Genomic DNA, 16,760 nt, shown 5'->3' on the forward strand with positions numbered 1-16,760 from the left:
AGGATTGGGAAGATGAATCGTTTTTTTGTAGATTTTGATGGAAGGGTATTTGATAAGAGCATTGATATTACCGGTGAGGATGTCAATCATATTAAGAATGTTCTTCGTTTAAAAGTAAATGATGAGATCATAATAAGTGATGGCAGGGGTAGAGATTACCGCTGCCAGATTTCAGTTATGGATCATGAAAAAGTAGTTGCAGATATTCTGGATGTATGTGATAATTTTGCAGAACTTGAAACAGAGATTACGTTGTTTCAGGGATTTCCGAAAGCGGATAAGATGGAGTGGATCATCCAGAAAACGGTAGAGCTTGGCGTTACAAGGATCGTACCGGTCATGACGAAACGGACGGTTGTCAAGCTGGATGCAAAGAAAGCAGGAAAGAAGACGGAACGTTATCAGGCGATCGCACTTGCGGCAGCGAAGCAGTCGGGCAGAGGTGTGATCCCGGAGGTAACTGCTCCTGTAACATGGAAAGAGGCTCTTGCTATGGCAAAGGAGCTTGATATGAATATGATCCCGTATGAAGAAGCAGAAGGAGTTGCATATTCGAAAGAGGTCTTTGCATCGATCAAGGGAAAGAAAAGTCTTGGTATATTTATAGGCCCGGAAGGTGGATTTGCCGGAGAAGAAGTCGTGGCAGCGACAGACATGGGTGCGAAGATGGTTACGCTTGGACACAGGATTCTGCGTACCGAGACAGCGGGAATGGCGGTTATGTCGATCATAATGTTTGAACTGGAAGAGGATAGATAGAGATGGAAGCATATTTTGATAATGCAGCAACAACAAAAGTATTTCCGGAAGTAAAAGATCTGGTGGTAAAATTAATGGAAGAAGATTATGGTAATCCTTCCTCCCTGCATCAGAAAGGTCTGGATGCAGGACACTATATCAAGGAGACGAAAGAGATCCTTGCAAAAGAATGGAAGGTAGACAGCAAAGAGATTGTACTGACTTCCGGCGGAACGGAATCCAATAATCTTGCATTGATCGGGGCTGCGCTTGCAAATAAAAGAAGCGGAAACCGGATCATAACAACAAAGGTGGAACATGCATCGGTATCAAGTACGATGGCATTTTTGGAGAGTCTTGGATTTGAAATCATATATCTGAATGTAGATCAGCACGGAATTGTGGATTTGGAACAGCTGGAACAGGAAGTGAATGAGGATACGATTCTTGTGTCTGTTATGTATGTAAATAACGAGATCGGGACAGTAGAACCGATTCAGGAGATTGCAGAGATTATCAAAGAGAAGAATCCAAAGACGCTCTTTCATGTGGATGCGATTCAGGCATTTGGCAAATATCACATTTACCCGAAACGGATGGGGATCGATTTGATGTCCGTAAGCGGGCATAAGATACATGGACCAAAGGGAACCGGAGCGTTGTTTATCAAGAACCGTACGAAGGTGAAGCCGATCATATACGGCGGCGGACAGCAGGGCGGAATGCGATCCGGCACAGAGAATGTTCCGGGATTTGCAGGATTTGGACTGGCAACAAAGATGGTTTATGAAGATCTGGAAGCCAGAACTGTTCGTATGCGGGCGGTGAAAGACCGTCTGACCGAACGTCTAAAGACACTTCCGGATGTATATATCAATGAAGGGGAAGCACCACATATCCTAAGTGTATCATTTGTTGGTGTTCGAAGTGAAGTGATGCTGCATGCATTAGAAGAACGGGAAATCTATGTTTCTTCCGGATCGGCATGTTCGTCGAATAAACCGGCAGTCAGCCATGTATTAGCTTCGATCGGGTTACCGAAGGATCGGTTGGAATCCACGATCCGTTTCAGTTTTTCAGCAGAGAACACAGTGGAACAGGCAGACTATGCGGCGGATGTGATAGAAGAGATCCTGCCGATATATAGAAAATATGTCAGAAAAAAGTAGCGTCAAACGAATGGAAGGTTTGATTATAATAGTATAAAACAGGCGAAGAACAAATAAATAGAATGAAAATCGGAGGTTGAGAGAAGCATATGCAGTATAAGGCATTTATGATCAAATATGCCGAGATCGGTACAAAAGGTAAAAACCGGTATATATTTGAAGATATCCTTGTAAAAAACATTAATCGTAAGATCAAAAATTACGGTGATTTTTATATCCGTAAGGAACAGGGAAGAATCTTTATCGAAGCAAAATCAGACTATGATTATGAAGATGTAGTGGGTGCATTGACCAAGGTATTCGGTATCGTGGGAATCTGTCCGATCGTGGTAGAGGAAGATACATCATTTGAAGCCATCAAAGAAAAGGTGATCGAATATGTGGATAAGGCATATCGTAAGAAGAACTTTACCTTTAAAGTAAATACAAGAAGAAATGATAAGAGCTTTCCTATGACTTCGATGGAGGTCAATGCAGAGCTCGGACATTATCTGTTAGAGGCATTCCCGGATACTTCCGTTGATGTTCATGAACCGGATGAGATCATTAATGTAGAGATCCGGAAGACGGTATATATTTATTCGATCACGATTCCGGGTCCGGGAGGACTTCCTGTCGGCACAAACGGAAAGGGAATGGCATTATTATCCGGTGGAATTGACAGCCCGGTTGCAACCTATATGATCGCAAAACGCGGTGTCCAGATGGAGGCTGTATATTTCCATGCACCGCCATTTACCAGTGAGCGTGCCAAAGAAAAAGTAATTGATCTGGCATGTCTGGTTGCGGATTATGCAGGTGCGATCAAGTTGCATGTTGTAAATTTCGCAGATGTTCAGATGGCGATCTATGATAATTGCCCGCACGAGGAGCTTACGATCATTATGAAACGCTATATGATCAAGATTGCAGAAGAACTGGCAAAGAGAAATGACTGTCAGTGTACGGTGACAGGTGAGAGTATCGGGCAGGTGTCCAGCCAGACAGTATTCAGTCTTGCTGTTATCAATGATGTCAGTACATTGCCGGTGTTCCGTCCGTGTATCGGACTGGACAAGCAGGAGATTGTTGATATATCGGAAAAAATCGGAACATATGAGGCATCGATCCTTCCTTATGAGGACTGCTGTACAACATTTGTAGCAAAGCACCCGGTAACAAAACCGATATTATCTGCGATCGAGAAATCAGAAGCAAAGCTTGCCGGCATTATCGAGCCGTTATATGAAAAAGCGTTAGAGTCTGTTGAGACTGTAATGTGCAGAGCACAGAGATAAGGTGAAGCAGAGACATTATGCAACACATGCAAAATTATTTGCTTGCCAGGATGTTGATTTTGCGGAATGCAAGGAGTGAACTGTACTCATGACAGAATAACATGAAAAAAGCTTGCCACTATAAAGGCGGCAAGCTTTTTTATGCAGAATGACTGTTAAAACAGGCATTCTGTATGTATGCAAATAGTCGATTGTGATTATTCAACAACGTAAGGTTTGATTGCTGCAAGAATATCAGCAAGATCCTTTTCATCAGCGTGAATGTTCAATTCAATTGGTTTTGAAATATCAAGACTGAATATACCCATAATTGATTTTGCATCAATAACATAACGTCCTGAGATGAGATCGAATTCTGCGTCAAATTTTGCAATTTCGTTACAGAATGCTTTTACCTTATCGATTGAATTTAAAGAAACCATTAATGCTTTCATGATTACCCTCCTAAAAGTTAGATTATCCGGAGCCATAACGACCGCGGATGTTTATATATTTATAATATCTTTTGGAGAGGGAAAAGTCAATAATAAGAAAGGAAAAATAAGGAATGCTGAAGGGAAAAACAGTAGCCCCTCTGACACTGGGCTGCAAGGTAAATCAATACGAGACAGATGGCATGATCGAACTCTTAAAAGAGGCCGGAATGACGGCTGTTTCCTTCGAAGAAAAAGCAGATGTATATCTGATAAATACATGCTCTGTTACAAATATGGCAGATAAAAAATCCAGACAGATGATACACAGAGCGAAGAAACTGAATCCGGATGCAGTCGTAATAGCGGCGGGCTGTTATGTTCAGGCTGCAAAGGATAAGCTGATGGAAGATGATCGTATATCTATTATTATAGGAAACAATAAAAAGAAAGATATTGTTCGGATTCTGGAGGATTATCTGCAGGCAGGCGTGACAGATGAAGGTATGCTCGATATATCAGCGGAAAAAGAATATGAGCCTTTGACCATTAACAGTACTTTAGAGCATACACGGGCATATGTGAAGATTCAGGACGGTTGTAACCAGTTCTGCTCTTATTGCATTATTCCTTACGTCAGAGGAAGGATTCGGAGCCGGGACATCGCATCCATTATAGAAGAAGTTGAACGACTGGCGTTGACCGGAGTAAAAGAAATTGTTCTGACAGGTATCCATATCTCCTCTTATGGTAAGGATAAGGAAAATGAGGTAGGACTCGCAGATGTAATTGATGCAATCTCAAAAATCGAATCAATTAAAAGAATCCGTCTTGGTTCGCTGGAACCTAGTATTATTACAGATGAATTTATAGACCGCATTGTGGATAATGAAAAGGTGTGTCCGCATTTCCATTTAAGTCTGCAAAGTGGCTGTAATACAGTATTAAAAAGGATGAACAGGAAGTATACCTGCGAAGAATACTTTGAAAAATGTGAGATGCTTCGTAAGGCATTTGACCGCCCGGCACTGACTACGGATGTAATCGTAGGATTCCCGGGGGAGACGGAAGAAGAGTTTCGGGAGACGGTGGATTATCTGACGAAGCTTAATTTGTACGAGATGCACATATTTAAGTTCTCGCCAAGACAGGGAACGGTTGCTGCCGGAATGAAGGATCAGGTTGCGCCTGAGATTAAAAATCAAAGAAGCGATGTTCTATTGGCTTTATCCGAAAGGAACAAACAGGCATATGAAGCGTCCTTCCGGGGAGAAAATCTCGATGTTCTTGTTGAAGAAAAAGTCCGGAGAGAGGGAAAAGACGGATATCGTGGACATACGGAACGATATATGGATATTTTTGTGGAGGAAGAATGCATGCACAGGATCTGTGACCGGCAGACAGATATCATTAATCATGTGGTGAAGATTCCATACGGTGTGGGCGTGGAATGAGCAGATTGCACAGCCGGATTATGCGCAAAATGCGTTACAACATATACAAATATGCGGCTTTAGGTTGAATTTTGCATGGGTTTATATTATTATAGGGTAAGGTTTTTATGCAAAGATGCTGATGGCACTTGATAAAAGTAAGGATGTGAGTATATGAATAACAAAGAGAATACACAACATATTGCACAGCTGAAGGATAACACGATAGATGTAACACAGATCATAGGACAGGTATATGAAGCACTGACAGAAAAAGGCTATAATCCGGTCAGTCAGCTTGTCGGTTATATTATGAGCGGTGATCCTACATATATCACCAGCTATAAGAATGCAAGAAGTCTGATCATGAAAGCAGAGCGGGATGAGATCATAGAAGTTCTGTTTGAAGATTACATTAAGAATAATCTGATCAAGTAGATCGGGATCGTGTCGAAAATGATGGGGTCGGATGAAAAAAATCCCATCGAAAAAAGCTCGGATTACATGGAGAGAAGAACAGGATAAGAATATGCGGATAATTGGATTGGACTACGGAACAAAGACAGTAGGAGTTGCGGTCAGTGATGCGCTGATGATCACGGCACAGCCACTTGAAACAATAGAAAGAAAATCAGCAAACAAACTTCGACAGACACTTGCGAGAATAGAGAGTATTATTGAGGAATATCAGGCAGAACGGATCGTTCTCGGATATCCGAAGAATATGAATAATACGATTGGAGAACGTGCAGAAGCGACCGAACAGTTTAAGGAAGATCTGGAACGTAGAACAGGCCTTGAGGTTATCCTGTGGGATGAAAGACTTTCTACGGTAGAAGCAGAACGGATTTTGATGGATACCGGAGTCAGAAGAGAAAATCGGAAACAGTATGTAGACAAGATGGCCGCTGCGGTTATTTTGCAGAATTATCTTGACAGTCAGGCTCATGAAGGGCAGACCGAATAGTCGAAAGGATTAGAACAGAAATGGAAAACGACAGCATAGTATTTACAGATGAAGATGGCAATGAAGTTGCTTTTTCTGTTATGGAGCAGACGACTCTTGGCGGAGTGAATTATCTGCTTGTTACGGAAGACGGAGACGATGAAGATGATGGTTCTTTCCTGATACTGAAGGAGAATGCTTCAGACAGTGAAGGTGAGATGGCAGCATTTGACATCGTTGAAGATGACAAAGAATTAGAAGCAGTTATGAAGATATTTGAAGAGCTGCTAGAGGACGTAGATTTGGAGGTATAGAACATTGAAAAAATTGAATAGCGATGCGGTAAAGATTATTCCATTGGGCGGATTGGAACAGATTGGAATGAACATTACCGCAATAGAGTATGAGGACTCTATTATAGTCATTGACTGCGGTCTGGCATTCCCTGAGGACGATATGTTAGGAATCGATCTTGTAATACCGGATGTCACTTACCTTAAGGAAAACGCGGACAAAGTCAAAGGGCTTGTGGTTACCCATGGTCATGAAGATCATATCGGAGCCATTCCTTACATTGAGAAAGAACTCAATATGCCGATTTATGCAACAAAGCTTACGATGGGACTGATCGAGAATAAACTGAAAGAACATAATCTGATGAACAACACCAGACGTAAGGTTGTAAAATATGGACAGAATATCATTCTTGGAAAATTTCGCATAGAATTTATTAAGACAAACCATTCGATTGCTGATTCCGCAGCACTGGCGATCTATACGCCGGCAGGACTGCTTGTCCACACCGGAGATTTCAAGATTGATTATACACCGGTATTTGGAGATATGATCGATCTTCAGCGGTTTGCAGAGCTTGGCAAAAAAGGTGTTCTGGCATTGATGGCAGATTCCACAAATGCAGAACGTGAGGGCTTTACAAAGTCAGAAAAGACAGTAGGAAGAACGTTTGATAATCTGTTCAATGATAATCAGAATCATCGAATCATCATAGCTACATTTGCATCGAATGTAGACCGTGTGCAGCAGATCATCAATTCAGCATATAAGTATGGAAGAAAAGTAATCATCGAAGGAAGAAGTATGGTGAATATCATCAGTACGGCTTCCGAGCTCGGTTATATCGATATACCGGATAACACATTGATAGATATCAGTCAGATCAAGAATTATCCGGATGAGAAGCTTGTTCTGATCACGACAGGAAGTCAGGGTGAGAACATGGCGGCTCTGTCAAGAATCGCAGCGTCAATCCATAACAAGATCTCGATCATGCCGGGAGATGTGGTCATATTCAGTTCACACCCGATCCCGGGTAATGAAAAAGCAGTATTCAAGGTGATCAATGAGCTGGAAATGAAGGGCGCCCATGTAATCTTTGAAGACACACATGTATCGGGACATGCCTGCAGAGAGGAATTGAAGCTGATCTATGCGCTCACAAAACCGAAATATGCGATACCGGTACATGGTGAGTACAGGCATCTGAAACGCCACGCAGAGCTGGCACAGGAGATGGGTATTCCGAAAGAGAATATCAAGATTCTGACAACAGGAGATGTTCTGGAAGTAAGCGAAGATAAGCTTGAGGTGACCGGAAAAGTTCCGGCACAGGGAGTCTTTGTCGACGGACTTGGAGTCGGAGATGTCGGTAACATTGTTTTAAGAGACAGACAGCTTCTGTCACAGAACGGTCTGCTGATCATTGTGGTGACACTTGATAAATACAGCAATAACCTGATAGCGGGTCCGGATATTGTTTCCAGAGGATTTGTATATGTAAGAGAATCGGAGACGTTGATGGAGGACTGTCGTGCAGTAGTGGAGGAAGCATTGGAGAAATGCTTGCGTAAGAATGTTACAGACTGGGGCAAGATCAAGACGACGATCAAGGATTCCTTGAGTGAATTCCTGTGGAAACGGACGAAGAGAAGCCCGATGATCCTTCCGATCATTACAGAAGTATAAGACGCTTTGATAATTACCTCATGCATGGGTATAGGCTAAGAAGAAAAGAGGAATGAACAATGAGCGATGTTGTTGAACTCAGTAAAAAACTGAATGAAACGATAAAGGAATCGGAATTCTACAGGCACTATCTGGTGTGCCGCGAAAGATTATACGAACATCCGGATCTGCTTCGGGGGCTGAATGAGTTCAAAAAGAAGAACTCGGATATTCAGAACAATGCTTCGAATGATAATCCTTATGATGAGGTAGTTGCATTATTCGAGGAATATGATCCGATCGTTCATGACACTATTGTAAATGATTTCCTTCGGGCAGAACGAAAGCTTTGCAGGATGCTGAAAACAATGTATGATGAGATAGCTGATGGGCTGGATGTTGACATAAAGCAGTAGGATATGTTACAACAGTTACGTAGTGTCTGAAGGCACGAATGGATAAGGAGATTAAGATATGGCTATAGATGGAGCACTGACAATGAAACGAGTACTGCGATTCTCGGTCGGTTTACTTGTGAATGTATTTATCCTGTTTATATTGGTTAAGGTGTTTGCGTTCGGATTCGGCTTTGCTTATGATGTGTTTGCAAGTAACAGCTGCAAAGATAAGGCGGATACAAAGGTAGTAGCAGTTACGATACTTCCGGATTCATCGATCAAAGATGTCTGTGAGACATTAGATGATGCCGGAGTTGTAAAGAATGCATATGCACTGATGATTCGTATCAGAATCGGTTCTTATGCAGCAAAGATCCAGCCGGGAACGTATGAGATTGCTCCGAACTATACAAATGACGAGATCATAACCGTGATAACGGGTGGCAAGCTGGACGAGAAGGAGAAAAAAGCCGAAAGCAAAAAGGAAGAAAAGGCAAAAGATAAGACGTCGGACAGCACGACTGATGCCAAGTCGGAAAATGATACAACGGAGAAAAGTGAATGATAACAGATGAAAGAATTGCGTCCTTCATTAATTCATTTAACAGTGATTATGACGATGTGATAACTGCTATCAGAAAAGAAGCAGAAGAGCAGGAGGTTCCTATCATCCGTAGAGAAGCAGGCGAGTTCATCAAGCTTCTGATGATGATAAAGAAACCGGTAAATATACTGGAGATAGGAACGGCGGTCGGCTTTTCTGCTATTTTTATGAGCAGGTTTTTGCGAGAAGAAGGACATATTACAACGATAGAGAACTATCGACCGAGAATAGAAAAGGCAAAGGCCAATATAAGACTTGCACAGGCTGAAGATCGGATTACCTTATTGGAGGGGGATGCAAACGAGATCCTTCCGACATTACAGGGATCATTTGATCTGGTGTTTATGGATGCGGCAAAAGGACAGTATGGAAGCTTTTTTCAAAAAACGATCCCATTACTTGCTCCGGAAGGAATCCTGCTGTGTGATAATGTATTACAGGATGGAGACGTGCTTGAATCCAGGTTCGCGGTAACGAGAAGAAATCGGACGATTCATGCAAGAATGCGAGAATATCTGTATGAATTAAAACATGATGAACGGCTTGAAACAGCTATTTTAAATATTGGGGACGGAATGAGCCTGTCTGTACGAAAAGACGAATGCTGTAAATAATCGACATATGAATATGCGCGGTTGGTGTATGATATTACAGAATGAAAGAAGATAAATAAGAATTGAAAAGAGGATTGGATAAATGACAGATCGTAAAGTGGAACTGCTTGTTCCGGCAGGCAGTCTTGAAGTTTTAAAGGTTGCGGTAGATTATGGTGCCGATGCGGTTTATATCGGCGGACAGGCATATGGGCTTCGTGCGAAAGCAGATAATTTCTCGATTGATGAGATGAAAGAAGCAGCAGCATATGCACATGCAAAAAACGCAAAAGTGTATGTGACAGCGAATATATTTGCACATAATTATGATATCGATGGAATGAAAACATATTTTGAACAGTTAAAGGATACCGGCGTGGATGCTGTTCTGGTGTCTGATCCCGGTATCTTTACACTCGCAAAGGAAACTATGCCGGATATGGAGCTTCATATCAGTACGCAGGCAAATAACACCAATTATCTGACATATAACTTCTGGTATAAGCTTGGGGCAAAACGCGTGGTTACAGCCAGAGAACTGTCGCTTGCTGAGATCAGACAGATCAGGGATCATATTCCGGATGATATGGAGATTGAATCGTTCATGCATGGAGCTATGTGCATTTCTTATTCGGGAAGATGCCTGCTCAGTAGTTACTTTACAGGCAGAGATGCGAATCGTGGTGCGTGCACACATCCTTGCAGATGGAAGTACCACATCGTAGAAGAGACAAGACCGGGTGAGTATATGCCGGTTAATGAGGATGACAGGGGAACCTACATCTTTAACTCAAAGGATCTCTGCATGGTAGAACACATTCCCGAGATGATCGATGCGGGTATCGATAGCTTTAAGATAGAGGGCAGAATGAAGACTGCGCTATATGTTGCAACGGTTGCCAGAACATATAGAAAGGCAATCGATGATTATATGGAGTCGCCGGAGCTTTACAGGTCGAATATGGAATATTATAAATCAGAGATAGCAAAATGCACATACAGACAGTTCACAACTGGATTTTATTTCGGAAAGACAGATAGTGACTCTCAGATCTATGATAACAATACTTATATCAAGAATTATACTTATATCGGAAATGTGCAGCTGGTGACAGAAGACGGACTTGCGGTATTTGAACAGAAGAATAAGTTTTCTGTTGGAGAGATGATAGAGGCGATGGACTTTGACGGCACAAATATCTCGTGCCGGGTAGAAGAAATCTACAATGACAAGATGGAGAAAATGGAGTCTGCACCGCATCCGAAGATGCAGCTCTATGTAAGACTTGACCGCCCGGTATCAGCGGGGATGATACTCAGACGGCAGGAATAGGGAGGTCAGGTTTCGAGAGCTTTGCGAAGCTTGAGCAATGCACGTTTCTCGATCCTGGAAACATATGATCTGGAAATGCCCATTGCGGAGGCAATTTCTTTTTGAGTACATGGTGCTTCACCGGACAGACCGTAACGTCTGGACAGGAGCACCATTTCCTGTTTTGTAAGGTGGTGCAGCATACAATCCGGAAGCTGTTTCAGATTATAATCATGTACCATGGAATCAAGAATGGATGGAGTATCGGGACTGATGATATCCATCAGACTGATCTCGTTTCCTTCCTTGTCTGTGCCGATGGGTTCAAACAAGGATACTTCACGGGCGTGCTTTCGGTTCTGACGGAGAAGCATCAGAAGTTCGTTTTCAATACATCGGGATGCATAGGTGACCAGTCGTTTTCCTTTTTTTGAGTCGTAGGTGTCGATGGCTTTGATCAGTCCGATCGTGCCTGCGGATATCAGATCATCATTTTCGTGGCTCCCATTGTATTTTTTTGCAATATGGGCAACCAGCCGCATATTATATTCAATCAGAGTTTTTCTGGCCCGGGGATCGCCTTCTTTGCATAATTTCAGAAAATATGCTTCCTCTTTTGGTGAGAGAGGCTTTTTAAATGTCTGCACATCAATTTCTGCTCCAGCGATTTGTATATATTTTATGATGAAACTGTAAAGAACGTGCATATCCCAAAAAGAAAACTTGTTAAAATGTGAAAAAAATCAAAAAAAATTGACCAAAATCTGTTCAAAATGTTTAATTTTTTACCAGGGTGTGCTATAATCTCTAAATGAGTGTTCGTATATTTAAAAAGTGTAGGAGGACAGACCAGTATGCGATTAGGAATGGGCCGAAAAAAGATTAGAATTGGAGATATCCTTGTAGCAGCAGGAGCAATTACAGAGGAGCAGTTACAGGAGGCTCTGGCATATCAGAAAGAGAACGGCGGGAAGCTCGGAAATGTTCTCGTAGATCTGGGAATGATCAGTAACGAGATCCTTATTACTCTTCTAACACAGCAGTTAGGTATTGATTACATAGAATTGAAAGGTGCCAAGATCGAAGATAAAGTTATTCATATGGTACCTGAGAATATGGTTACAAAATATAAGGTTATTCCTATCGAGATCGATCCGGAAAACCCGAATATATTAAAACTTGCTATGTCTGATCCGATGGATATCAATGCGATTGATGATATCGGACTTGTAACAAATATGCAGGTAGAGCCGATGCTCGCAACGGAGGAACAGATCAATGATGCGATCGGCAAGTATTATGGAAGCTCAAAAGCGATGGAAGCGGCTGAGATGTATCGTCAGGAACAGGCGGATGCACTTGGTGGCGGAGATGAAGAAGAAACAAACGAAGATATTGATAATTCACCTATCGTTCTTCTGGTTAAGCAGATCATTGAGGGCGGTGTAAGACAGAGAGCATCCGATATCCATATCGAAGCACTGGAGAACAGCGTTCGTGTCAGATACAGAATTGATGGTGCGTTGAAGCAGGTAATGTCATATGACCTCAGTATTCTGGCAGGTATTACAGCCCGTATCAAGATCATAGGCGGAATGGATATCGCAGAGAAGAGAAAACCACAGGATGGTCGTATTACCATTTTCGTAGACAGACGAGAGTTCGATGTCCGTGTATCTATCCTTCCGACAGTATACGGTGAGAAGACGGTTATGCGACTTACTTCTAAAGACGGACTGACCAAGCCGAAGAGCGGTCTTGGACTTGATGAGGATGAGATCAAAGTATTTGATGGAATCCTGAGTAACCCACACGGAATCATCCTTGTTACAGGGCCTACCGGTTCCGGTAAATCAACTACACTGTACACATCATTAAGTGAGTTGAACAAAGAAGATGTTAATATTATCACGGTAGAAGACCCTGTCGAGGCGAATATCAACGGTATCAACCAGGTACAGGTAAATAATAAAGCAGATATGACATTCGCGGCAGCACTTAGATCTATTCTTCGTCAGGATCCGGATATCATAATGATCGGAGAAATTCGAGATGGTGAGACTGCCCAGATCGCGGTTCAGGCGGCTATCACCGGACACTTGGTTGTATCAACACTCCATACAAACTCGGCAGCATCTACGATCACTCGTCTGGAAGATATGGGTATCGAGCCTTACGTTGTAGGTGATGCGGTTGTAGGTGTTATCGCACAGCGACTGGTAAGACGTCTGTGCCCAACCTGTAAACAGCCACGACTTATAGAAGATGATGAGAGACAGGTGCTTGGCGTACCGGCTGATGAAGAAGACGTAATCATCTATGAGCCTGCAGGATGCCCGCTTTGTAATGATACCGGCTATGCAGGACGAATCGGTGTGTATGAAATGATGCCGGTTTCAAAGGCATTACAGGCAGTTATCTCGACCGGAGCGACGGCAGATAAGATTGAGAAGCAGGCATTATCAGAAGGAATGCTCACACTGAAGATGGGCGCAGCAAAGCATGTATTAAACGGTATCACATCACTTTCGGAGATGAAGAAGATCGTTTATACAACCGGTGACGAATACTAAATGATATAAAGACATTAAAATATTAAAACATTAAAACATGCAAAGACATTAATACATTCATATTAGAGTGTTCATTTGAAAAAGGGATGTTTTTAACAAAGAAATAATCCAAACAGATTTTTAACAGAGAAGAACTTACATACATAACTCTGTAAAAATAAATTGAAATTATGAAATGCAACAAGGAAAGGAAGGAAACAATATGCTGGATATGAAGGAGCTCCTGGCATTCTCGGTTGAGGCGAAGGCATCTGATGTACATATTGCAGTCGGAATACCACCAAAGCTCAGAATCAATGGACGATTGACAGAAGTTGAAGTTCCTCCGCTTACACCTGCTGATGCGGCAGAAGCGATCGGAGCAACCATGAAAGAAAGACATGTAGCGATCTTAAAGGACAGAGGTGAGGTCGATTTCTCGTTTGACTCACCGGAGACCGGACGTTTCCGTGTGAACGTATATATGGATCGCGGTAATATGGCGGCGGCTTACAGACGAGTTGAGACACAGATCCCAAGACCTGATCAGCTTGGTATTCCGAGAGAGGTTGTTGATCTCTATAAGAGAAAGAGAGGGCTTGTACTTGTAACGGGACCTACCGGTTCGGGAAAATCAACAACACTTGCTTCTATTATAAATAAAGCAAATGAAAACCTGACAGATCATATCATCACACTGGAGGACCCTATCGAGTATATCCATCATCACAACAAGGCAATCGTAAATCAGCGAGAAGTTGGTATGGATACACTCAGCTACGCAAATGCACTTCGTGCAGCACTCCGTGAAGATCCTGATATCATTCTGGTAGGAGAGATGCGAGATCTTGAGACTATTTCAACAGCGATCACTGCAGCCGAGACAGGACATTTGGTTTTCTCGACTCTGCATACGATCGGCGCGGCAAGTACGATCGACCGTATCATTGATATCTTCCCTACAAACCAGCAGCAGCAGGTACGTGTACAGCTTGCGATGGTCCTTGAAGGCGTTATATCACAGTCACTTCTGCCTACGGCAAATGGTCAGGGACGAGTAGCAGCCTTTGAAGTTATGCTTGCTTCTCCTGCTATACGGAGTCTGATCCGTGAAGCAAAGACGCATCAGATCCAGTCAACGATTCAGACAAGCAGACAGCTTGGAATGATTACGATGGATGATGCACTGTACGATCTGTTCTCTGCGGGAACTATAACCAGAGAGATGGCAATGACATATGCACAGGATCAGCAGTACCTCAGAAAGAAGATTAACGGACAGTAAAATGTATAACAGTTTTGTGCAAATCTCACAAAAAAACTGGCGGACATAAGAAAATATTGATTATGGTAGCAAATTATAGTATTATATAATCTATATGAATGAGATTTTATGCGCTTAAAGACGCATAAAGGGTGTGGTCAGATATGATCACGGAAGAAATATGATAGGGTCGGAGGAGAAACAATGGCAGTATTTAACTACAAGGTTGTTGACAAAGATGGTAAGAATAAAAAAGGTACCATCGAGGCCCCAAACAGAGATGGAGCGGAGAAAAAGCTGAAGTCGGATGGCTATTCGATCATGAGCCTGACAGAGCAGAACAATCCATTTTCAGGGGGTTTAATTAAGAAGAAAGTAAAATCACGAGACCTGGGTGTCTTTTGTAAACAGTTCTCAGCTGTTATAAAAGCGGGTGTTACGATCATTTCCGCATTGGAACTGATGGGCGACCAGATCGAGAATCCAACACTGAAGCGTGCGGTTATGGATGCGAAGACATATGTTGAAAAAGGTGGTACTCTTGCAGATGCCCTTCGAGTAAACTCAGATGTATTCCCTCCGATCATGATCAACATGGTAGCTGCCGGTGAGTTGTCCGGTAACTTAGAGGTGTGTCTGGATCGTCTGGTAGAACACTTTGAAAAGGATAATGCATTATCCAGTAAGATCAAGGGCGCGATGGTTTATCCTATCGTAGTATTTATCGTAATGATCATCGTAGTAATCGTGGTAATGATCGCGGTAATCCCGAACTTCACCAGTATGTTTGAAGACATGGGAACAAAGCTTCCTCTTGCAACAAGAATGATGGTTGCGGCAAGTAACTTCATTATTCATAAATGGTACATATTGATCATTGTTGTAGCAGCGATCGTGTTTGCCTGTAAGGCGTTCAAGAAGAGTTCGGTTGGTGAACAGTTCTTCTCGAATATCGCGATCAAGGCTCCGGTATTCGGAAACCTGACGATCAAATCAGCTTGCTCCAGATTCGCAAGAACCATGAGCACTTTGATGGCATCCGGTATCTCTATGATCGATGCTGTAGAACAGGTAGCGAAGATGATGGATAATAAGATCATACGTGATGGCCTGATGGATGCAAAGACACAGGTTGCAAAGGGTATCCCGCTTTCAAAACCATTAAAGGATATGGAGGTTCTTCCGCCGATGTTATCAGCGATGACAAAGATCGGTGAAGAGACCGGTGATATCGAGGAGATGCTCAGTAAGGTTGCCGACTACTACGATGAAGAGGTAGACGCAGCTACTAATAAATTAACGGCAGCAATGGAACCGTTGATCATGGTTATACTTGCCTGTATCGTAGGTATGATCGTAGCAGCTGTATACGGTCCTATCATGAGTATGTACGATGCAATGGATCAGTATTAATACAATAAACCAATAAACAATACATAATTTACTTACACAGTTTTACATTGATTGATTCCGGTAGAACGAGGATGCCGGTATTGATATAGTGTCATATGACACAACAACAACATAAAATAATTAAGAAAGAAAAAGGAGAGAATAATTATGAAGAAGAACAACAAAGGTTTCTCATTAGTAGAATTAATTATCGTTATTGCTATCATGGCAATCCTTGCAGGCGCACTTGCACCGGCACTTATCAAGTACATTAACAAGTCAAGAGCATCAACAGATATTTCAAATGCTGACACTATTCGTTCTGCATGTCAGACCGCAATGTCAAATGAAGAGGCTATGGCTTCACTTGGAAGTACTGCAAAAACAGCTACTGTAACTTCATGGAAAGCATCAGGAAGTTTTGGACAGGAACTTAGCGAGATTCTTGGTAGCGCATCATTAAAGGGTAAATATTACGACAAGAATTCTGAATTCAAAGTTTTAATTGATGTAGCAAACAATAAAGTTGAAGTTTATTCAGGCGGAAATACAAATAAATTACTTTCCCCACAGAACTAGGCTTTAACTGAAAACAAATATTTTATTTTAATAGTATTGAAAGGCAACAAAATTAAGCTGTTTGAAATTCCTCGTATGACATATTATAGCTAGTTGTTGCCTTTCGATAACATGAGTAAGATGTTTGT

General features: G+C 42.2%; 18 protein-coding genes. 16 read left to right on the top strand and 2 right to left on the bottom strand.

Annotation, left to right across the window (positions count from 1 at the left end):
- The first annotated feature begins 12 nt into the window (after positions 1-12).
- From LK416_02940 to thiI, 3 genes are all read left to right on the top strand, one after another.
- Entirely contained in the window at positions 13-759 is a 747-nt protein-coding gene (locus LK416_02940; GenBank protein ID UEA75156.1) for a 16S rRNA (uracil(1498)-N(3))-methyltransferase, read from the top strand.
- Between the two features lie 2 nt (positions 760-761).
- On the top strand, positions 762-1,907 hold the full coding sequence (locus tag LK416_02945) for a cysteine desulfurase (GenBank protein ID UEA75157.1): 1,146 nt from the start codon (positions 762-764) through the stop codon (positions 1,905-1,907).
- A gap of 89 nt (positions 1,908-1,996) precedes the next feature.
- The gene (gene thiI, locus LK416_02950; GenBank protein UEA75158.1) at positions 1,997-3,184 is read left to right on the top strand and encodes a tRNA 4-thiouridine(8) synthase ThiI; all 1,188 of its coding nucleotides are present in this window, start codon (positions 1,997-1,999) and stop codon (positions 3,182-3,184) included.
- A 197-nt stretch (positions 3,185-3,381) separates the two neighbouring features.
- On the opposite strand, the gene LK416_02955 is transcribed toward thiI, so the two are convergent.
- Positions 3,382-3,618 carry an HPr family phosphocarrier protein gene (locus LK416_02955; GenBank protein ID UEA75159.1) on the bottom strand — a complete coding sequence of 79 codons (237 nt, stop codon included), beginning with the start codon at positions 3,616-3,618 and terminating at the stop codon, positions 3,382-3,384.
- A 113-nt stretch (positions 3,619-3,731) separates the two neighbouring features.
- Here LK416_02955 and mtaB point away from each other — a divergent pair, with 113 nt between their 5' ends.
- From mtaB to LK416_03000, 9 genes are all read left to right on the top strand, one after another.
- Positions 3,732-5,051 carry a tRNA (N(6)-L-threonylcarbamoyladenosine(37)-C(2))-methylthiotransferase MtaB gene (mtaB, locus tag LK416_02960; GenBank protein UEA75160.1) on the top strand — a complete coding sequence of 440 codons (1,320 nt, stop codon included), beginning with the start codon at positions 3,732-3,734 and terminating at the stop codon, positions 5,049-5,051.
- 153 nt (positions 5,052-5,204) lie between these two features.
- The gene (locus LK416_02965) at positions 5,205-5,468 is read left to right on the top strand and encodes an IreB family regulatory phosphoprotein (GenBank protein ID UEA75161.1); all 264 of its coding nucleotides are present in this window, start codon (positions 5,205-5,207) and stop codon (positions 5,466-5,468) included.
- 91 nt (positions 5,469-5,559) lie between these two features.
- A complete protein-coding gene (gene ruvX / locus LK416_02970) occupies positions 5,560-5,997 on the top strand; it encodes a Holliday junction resolvase RuvX (protein ID UEA75859.1) in 438 nt (145 codons plus the stop codon).
- 20 nt (positions 5,998-6,017) lie between these two features.
- Positions 6,018-6,290 (top strand): DUF1292 domain-containing protein, encoded by a 273-nt coding sequence (locus tag LK416_02975; GenBank protein UEA75162.1) that lies wholly within the window; start codon positions 6,018-6,020, stop codon positions 6,288-6,290.
- 4 nt (positions 6,291-6,294) lie between these two features.
- On the top strand, positions 6,295-7,959 hold the full coding sequence (locus tag LK416_02980; protein ID UEA75163.1) for a ribonuclease J: 1,665 nt from the start codon (positions 6,295-6,297) through the stop codon (positions 7,957-7,959).
- Positions 7,960-8,018: 59 nt separating this feature from the next.
- Positions 8,019-8,354, top strand: coding sequence for a YlbF family regulator (locus LK416_02985; GenBank protein UEA75164.1), 336 nt, complete (start codon positions 8,019-8,021; stop codon positions 8,352-8,354).
- A gap of 58 nt (positions 8,355-8,412) precedes the next feature.
- On the top strand, positions 8,413-8,901 hold the full coding sequence (locus LK416_02990; GenBank protein UEA75165.1) for an endolytic transglycosylase MltG: 489 nt from the start codon (positions 8,413-8,415) through the stop codon (positions 8,899-8,901).
- Positions 8,898-9,554 (top strand): O-methyltransferase, encoded by a 657-nt coding sequence (locus LK416_02995; GenBank protein UEA75166.1) that lies wholly within the window; start codon positions 8,898-8,900, stop codon positions 9,552-9,554. Before LK416_02990 ends, LK416_02995 begins: the two co-directional genes overlap by 4 nt.
- A gap of 82 nt (positions 9,555-9,636) precedes the next feature.
- On the top strand, positions 9,637-10,866 hold the full coding sequence (locus LK416_03000) for a U32 family peptidase (protein UEA75167.1): 1,230 nt from the start codon (positions 9,637-9,639) through the stop codon (positions 10,864-10,866).
- A 5-nt stretch (positions 10,867-10,871) separates the two neighbouring features.
- Here LK416_03000 and sigK read toward each other — a convergent pair whose 3' ends face one another.
- Positions 10,872-11,552, bottom strand: coding sequence for an RNA polymerase sporulation sigma factor SigK (gene sigK, locus LK416_03005; GenBank protein ID UEA75168.1), 681 nt, complete (start codon positions 11,550-11,552; stop codon positions 10,872-10,874).
- 147 nt (positions 11,553-11,699) lie between these two features.
- Here sigK and tadA point away from each other — a divergent pair, with 147 nt between their 5' ends.
- The 4 genes from tadA to LK416_03025 all read left to right on the top strand — a co-directional run bounded on the left by tadA (position 11,700) and on the right by LK416_03025 (position 16,632).
- Positions 11,700-13,418 carry a Flp pilus assembly complex ATPase component TadA gene (gene tadA, locus LK416_03010; protein UEA75169.1) on the top strand — a complete coding sequence of 573 codons (1,719 nt, stop codon included), beginning with the start codon at positions 11,700-11,702 and terminating at the stop codon, positions 13,416-13,418.
- 202 nt (positions 13,419-13,620) lie between these two features.
- Positions 13,621-14,682, top strand: a complete 1,062-nt coding sequence (locus LK416_03015) for a type IV pilus twitching motility protein PilT (GenBank protein UEA75170.1) — start codon at positions 13,621-13,623, stop codon at positions 14,680-14,682.
- Positions 14,683-14,865: 183 nt separating this feature from the next.
- Positions 14,866-16,074 (top strand): type II secretion system F family protein, encoded by a 1,209-nt coding sequence (locus LK416_03020; protein UEA75171.1) that lies wholly within the window; start codon positions 14,866-14,868, stop codon positions 16,072-16,074.
- 147 nt (positions 16,075-16,221) lie between these two features.
- Entirely contained in the window at positions 16,222-16,632 is a 411-nt protein-coding gene (locus LK416_03025; protein UEA75172.1) for a prepilin-type N-terminal cleavage/methylation domain-containing protein, read from the top strand.
- Positions 16,633-16,760: the final 128 nt, after the last annotated feature.

Source organism: Lachnospiraceae bacterium GAM79 (genome assembly GCA_020735665.1).
Taxonomy (GTDB): domain Bacteria; phylum Bacillota; class Clostridia; order Lachnospirales; family Lachnospiraceae; genus Coprococcus.

Excerpts from the sequence above, each read along its gene's own strand:
- mtaB (UEA75160.1), top strand. The coding sequence starts at position 3,732 with ATGCTGAAGGGAAAAACAGTAGCCCCTCTGACACTGGGCTGCAAGGTA.
- LK416_02945 (UEA75157.1), top strand. The coding sequence starts at position 762 with ATGGAAGCATATTTTGATAATGCAGCAACAACAAAAGTATTTCCGGAA.
- LK416_02990 (UEA75165.1), top strand. The coding sequence starts at position 8,413 with ATGGCTATAGATGGAGCACTGACAATGAAACGAGTACTGCGATTCTCG.
- LK416_02940 (UEA75156.1), top strand. The coding sequence starts at position 13 with ATGAATCGTTTTTTTGTAGATTTTGATGGAAGGGTATTTGATAAGAGC.
- LK416_03025 (UEA75172.1), top strand. The coding sequence starts at position 16,222 with ATGAAGAAGAACAACAAAGGTTTCTCATTAGTAGAATTAATTATCGTT.
- sigK (UEA75168.1), bottom strand. The coding sequence starts at position 11,552 with ATGCACGTTCTTTACAGTTTCATCATAAAATATATACAAATCGCTGGA.
- LK416_02985 (UEA75164.1), top strand. The coding sequence starts at position 8,019 with ATGAGCGATGTTGTTGAACTCAGTAAAAAACTGAATGAAACGATAAAG.
- ruvX (UEA75859.1), top strand. The coding sequence starts at position 5,560 with ATGCGGATAATTGGATTGGACTACGGAACAAAGACAGTAGGAGTTGCG.
- LK416_03020 (UEA75171.1), top strand. The coding sequence starts at position 14,866 with ATGGCAGTATTTAACTACAAGGTTGTTGACAAAGATGGTAAGAATAAA.
- LK416_03015 (UEA75170.1), top strand. The coding sequence starts at position 13,621 with ATGCTGGATATGAAGGAGCTCCTGGCATTCTCGGTTGAGGCGAAGGCA.
- LK416_02975 (UEA75162.1), top strand. The coding sequence starts at position 6,018 with ATGGAAAACGACAGCATAGTATTTACAGATGAAGATGGCAATGAAGTT.
- LK416_02955 (UEA75159.1), bottom strand. The coding sequence starts at position 3,618 with ATGAAAGCATTAATGGTTTCTTTAAATTCAATCGATAAGGTAAAAGCA.
- tadA (UEA75169.1), top strand. The coding sequence starts at position 11,700 with ATGCGATTAGGAATGGGCCGAAAAAAGATTAGAATTGGAGATATCCTT.
- LK416_02995 (UEA75166.1), top strand. The coding sequence starts at position 8,898 with ATGATAACAGATGAAAGAATTGCGTCCTTCATTAATTCATTTAACAGT.
- LK416_02965 (UEA75161.1), top strand. The coding sequence starts at position 5,205 with ATGAATAACAAAGAGAATACACAACATATTGCACAGCTGAAGGATAAC.
- LK416_03000 (UEA75167.1), top strand. The coding sequence starts at position 9,637 with ATGACAGATCGTAAAGTGGAACTGCTTGTTCCGGCAGGCAGTCTTGAA.
- thiI (UEA75158.1), top strand. The coding sequence starts at position 1,997 with ATGCAGTATAAGGCATTTATGATCAAATATGCCGAGATCGGTACAAAA.